We start from the raw sequence: 3,508 nt of genomic DNA on the forward strand, positions 1-3,508 counted from the left end.
GGAACGGTCGCTTCCTTTGTACTCACCCTCTCGGGCTTTCCTCCGGGCGCTTCCCTTCGGTCTTGCGTTTCCGACTCTATCAGATCTTTTCTCGACCCGATTTCCTCGGTGCTTTCCAGGTTTCCGCTTCCGCGTTTCCCTTTCCGGCAGTTCCGACTTTATCAGAAGTCCTGAGCCGGTCTGACCGGCCACTCATTTCCGATTTATCGGGAGGCGCTTCGTTGGAATCGACATCAGTGATTCAAGAAGCAGACAGATACTCACTGTTACCGATCCGGGGTCTGAGCCCCTCTACAGGCAACTGTTCGAATCTACCTCCCCACGCTCACCGTGTCAACGGCTCCTGCGGGGCGAAGAGGAGACTAGCAGTTGAACGGACGTGGTCGCACATCCGGTGGTCGGAGGACGATCACGCGGCCGTGGGGACGGTCGCGCTGCGCTCTGCCGCCTCCACGTCGCCGGTCTCTCCCGCGCGGGCCGCGCGGCCACCCAGGATCCAGACGTACGCCAGGAAGGCCAGCTCGGCGACGACTCCGATGGTGATGCGGGCCCAGGTCGGGAGGCCGGACGGGGTGACGAAGCCTTCGATGGCGCCGGAGACGAAGAGGACCAGGGCCAGGCCGATGGCCATGCCGATGGCGGCCCGGCCCTCCTCGGCCAGAGCGATGCGCCGGGTGCGCGGGCCCGGGTCGATGAGCGTCCAGCCGAGGCGCAGACCGGTGCCGGCGGCGACGAAGACCGCGGTCAGTTCGAGCAGGCCGTGCGGGAGCACCAGCCCGAGGAAGGTGTCGAGGCGGCCGACCGAGGACATCAGGCCGAAGCCGATCCCGAGGTTGAGCATGTTCTGGAAGAGGATCCAGATGACCGGCAGTCCCAGGAAGACGCCCAGGATCAGGCAGAGGGCAGCGGCCCAGGCGTTGTTCGTCCACACCTGGGCGGCGAAGCTGGCCGCCGGGTGACTGGAGTAGTACGTCTCGTACTGGCCGCCCGGGCGGGTCAGCTCGCGGAGCTCGCTGGGCGCCGCGATGGAGGCCTGTACCTCGGGGTGGGTGCCGATCCACCAGCCCAGGAGGACCGCCACGGCCGTGGAGAGGAGCGCCGTCGGGACCCACCAGCGGCGGGACCTGTAGAGGGCGGCGGGGAAACCGTGGGCGAGGAAACGGGTGACGTCACGCCAGGAGGCCCGTCGTGTTCCCGTGACGGCGCTACGCGCGCGTGCCACGAGTTGGCTGAGCCGGCCGGTCAGCTGGGGGTCGGGGGCGCTGGACTGGATCAGCGAGAGGTGCGTGGCGGTGCGTTGGTAGAGGGTGACGAGTTCGTCGGCCTCCGCGCCGCTGAGGCGGCGCTGGCGGCGGAGCAGGGCTTCGAGGCGGTCCCACTCCGCTCGGTGGGCGGAGACGAATACGTCGAGGTCCATCGGTGTGCCTGCTCCTCGGCTGTTCGTCGGCGGCTCGTCGTGGATCAGCTTGTCGTACTGCGGCGCGATGCGCCCTCAGCTTGGCAGACTGGCCCTGTCGGGGGCAGGGCAGGGGAAGGACGGCGTGCGTGAGTGAGCTGGTGACGGGCGAGGCTGTGGCGTTGGAGCTGCGGCCCGCGAGGCTGCCCAGCAGGGCGCTGGCCGTGCTGCTCGATCTGGTGGCGGCCATCGCGGTCTACGTCGCCGTGACCATCGCGCTGGTCGCTTCCACTGCTTCGCTGGACGAGGCGGCGCAGACGGCGCTGTCGATCGCGTCGTTCGTCCTGGTGCTGGTGGGCGGGCCGATCGCGGTGGAGACGCTCAGTCATGGGCGGTCGCTCGGGAAGATGGCGTGCGGCCTGCGTGTGGTGCGGGACGACGGCGGGCCGATCCGGTTCCGGCATGCGCTGGTGCGAGGGCTGATCGGGGTGATCGAGATCCTGATGACCTTCGGGATCGTCGCCTGTATCGCTTCGTTCGTGTCGGCGCGCGGGCGGCGGCTGGGGGACGTGTTCGCGGGGACTCTCGTCGTACGGGAGCGGATCCCGGTCACGCGGACCGGGTTCGTGCCGCCTCCTCCGCCGTGGCTGGCGGGGCGGTTCTCGCAGCTCGATCTGTCGGCGGTGCCGGACGGGTTGTGGCTGGCGGTGCGGCAGTACCTGACGCGGATGCAGCAGCTGGATCCGCAGGTGGGCTGGTCGTTGGCGGAGCGGCTGGCGTCCGATCTCGCGGCACGTACGGGGGCTCCGGTGCCGCACGGGATTCCGCCGGCGGCCTATCTGGCGGCCGTGGTGCAGGAGCGGCAGGCGCGGGAGGCGCGGCGGGCCTTCGGGGGTGGTTCGGGGGCGACTGCGGCTGCGGTTCCCGCCACTGGGCCGGGGCGGTCCGGTGGGGCGGACGGTACCGGTGCATCGACCGCGTCCGGTGCGTCGGCCTCGTCGGCCTTCGCCCCGCCGGCTGTTCCGGCGCCGCCTGCCGCTCCCCCCGCGGCTGCGACGGGATCTCCGGTCGTGGCGTCGGGGGGCCGGTCCGAGCCGGCTCGTGAGGGGCGGACGGCCGCGTCGGATGAGGCGACGGGCGGAAGGCGTCCGGGCACGGGGTTCGTACCGCCGGCCTAGTCGGGGGCCGGCCCGGGCGAGGGCACGGGACTTCCTGCTCAGCTGAACTGCGACGGGGGTGACTCGAGGTCCTCCAGCTCGATGCCGGGGGCCGCGAGCACCACGTCGCCGGCGATGTGCACGGCGTGCTGTTCGCCCGTGTCCAGGGCTGTGACCTGGTATTCGTACACGATCAGCGGGCCGTTGTCAGTGGCGTGTGCTTCTCTTTTCAGCAAGGTCCACGACTGGTCCACGGTGCGCGGGGCGAGGACCGGATCGGTGAAGGCGACGAGGCGAACGCGGGTGGCGGCCGAGGGGGTGAGGCGCAGGAGACGGGCGGTGGCGACGAGGAACGCCGGGGAGGTGCCGGTGAAGGCCTGGGCGCGCACATTGCCTTCGGTGGCGTCGGTTCCGGTGGGGTCGGTGCGGACCCAGGTGACGCCGTCGAGGGCGGCGCCGCGGACCTGCCAGGCGGCGGCGTGGAGTTCGAGGCGGAGAGGGCGGCCGAGTTCGTCGAGGGTGAGGTCGACCGAGCCGTGGTGATCGCCCGAGGGGGTGGTCAGCTGGGAGACGTAGCGCCAGCCGGAGGGGCCGGGGGCGCATTGGAAGTGTTCTTCCGCGAGGGGGGTGTGATCGTGCGGATCGTGGAGCGAATAACGGCCGCGGGGCATGGGGGTCCTGGGTCCTGACGGGCTGGGCCGGTCACCGGCCGGGCCGGAACGGGGCAGGCCCCCCGGCACGGGGGTGCGGGGGGCCTGCCCCGGGGTTCTGACCGGTGGCCGACTGCCGGCAGCGGTGCTGCTGGGCTCAGTAGCGGTAGTGGTCCGGCTTGTACGGGCCCTCGACCTTCACGCCGATGCACTCGGCCTGCTCGGGGCGGAGCTTCGTCAGCTTCACTCCGAGCGCGTCGAGGTGGAGGCGGGCGACCTTCTCGTCGAGGTGCTTGGGCAGCACG

Annotated in this window: 4 protein-coding genes; 1 reads left to right on the forward strand and 3 read right to left on the reverse strand. The window is 70.9% G+C overall.

Annotated elements, in window-relative coordinates; translation table 11 throughout:
- Positions 1-409 precede the first annotated feature (409 nt).
- A complete protein-coding gene (locus tag ABTZ58_RS21785) occupies positions 410-1,417 on the reverse strand; it encodes a stage II sporulation protein M (protein WP_351359046.1) in 1,008 nt (335 codons plus the stop codon).
- 128 nt (positions 1,418-1,545) lie between these two features.
- Between ABTZ58_RS21785 and ABTZ58_RS21790 the strand changes: the two genes are divergently transcribed.
- On the forward strand, positions 1,546-2,574 hold the full coding sequence (locus ABTZ58_RS21790; protein WP_351359049.1) for an RDD family protein: 1,029 nt from the start codon (positions 1,546-1,548) through the stop codon (positions 2,572-2,574).
- A 38-nt stretch (positions 2,575-2,612) separates the two neighbouring features.
- On the opposite strand, the gene ABTZ58_RS21795 is transcribed toward ABTZ58_RS21790, so the two are convergent.
- A complete protein-coding gene (locus tag ABTZ58_RS21795; protein ID WP_351359051.1) occupies positions 2,613-3,224 on the reverse strand; it encodes a hypothetical protein in 612 nt (203 codons plus the stop codon).
- Between the two features lie 136 nt (positions 3,225-3,360).
- The coding region (locus tag ABTZ58_RS21800) for an adenosylhomocysteinase (RefSeq protein WP_351359470.1) at positions 3,361-3,508 on the reverse strand (148 nt) is incomplete at its 5' end.

The organism is Streptomyces sp. NPDC094143, from assembly GCF_040303825.1.
Classification (GTDB): domain Bacteria; phylum Actinomycetota; class Actinomycetes; order Streptomycetales; family Streptomycetaceae; genus Streptomyces.